At 72.4% G+C, this 475-nt stretch carries 1 protein-coding gene; it reads right to left on the bottom strand.

Annotated features, from left to right (window positions below):
- Nucleotides 1-475: AMP-binding protein (locus NP777_RS47240; protein ID WP_256656377.1), on the bottom strand; the 475-nt coding region annotated here is incomplete at both ends.

Raw genomic sequence — 475 nt, 5'->3', positions numbered from 1 at the left:
ACCCGGCGAGAACGGCCTCGATCTCGCCCGGCTCGACGCGGAAGCCACGCACCTTCACCTGGTCGTCCGCACGCCCGCCGAAGACGAGTTGGCCGTCCCCGGTCCACTTGGCGAGGTCGCCGGTGCGATACATCCGCCCGCCGGTGAACGGGCACGCCACGAACCGCTCCGCGGTCAGCCCCGGACGGCGCAGATAGCCACGCGCAAGCCCCGGCCCCGCGACATACAGCTCGCCCGCCACGCCCTCGGGCACCGGCCGCAGGAACTCGTCCAGCACGAAGACCCGTGTGTTGGCGATCGGCCCACCGATCGCCACTGGACCGGACGGCTCCAGGGGCGCGCTCATCGTCGCGCATACGGTGACCTCGGTCGGCCCGTACGCATTGACCATCCGCCGCCCGGAGGCCCACCGCTCCACCAGCCCCGGCGGACACATCTCACCCGCCACCACCAGCGTCCGCAGACTCCCCGGCAA

It is taken from the genome of Streptomyces rugosispiralis, assembly GCF_024505145.1.
Taxonomy (GTDB): domain Bacteria; phylum Actinomycetota; class Actinomycetes; order Streptomycetales; family Streptomycetaceae; genus Streptomyces; species Streptomyces rugosispiralis.
This window is presented reverse-complemented; position numbering and strand designations above follow the sequence as displayed.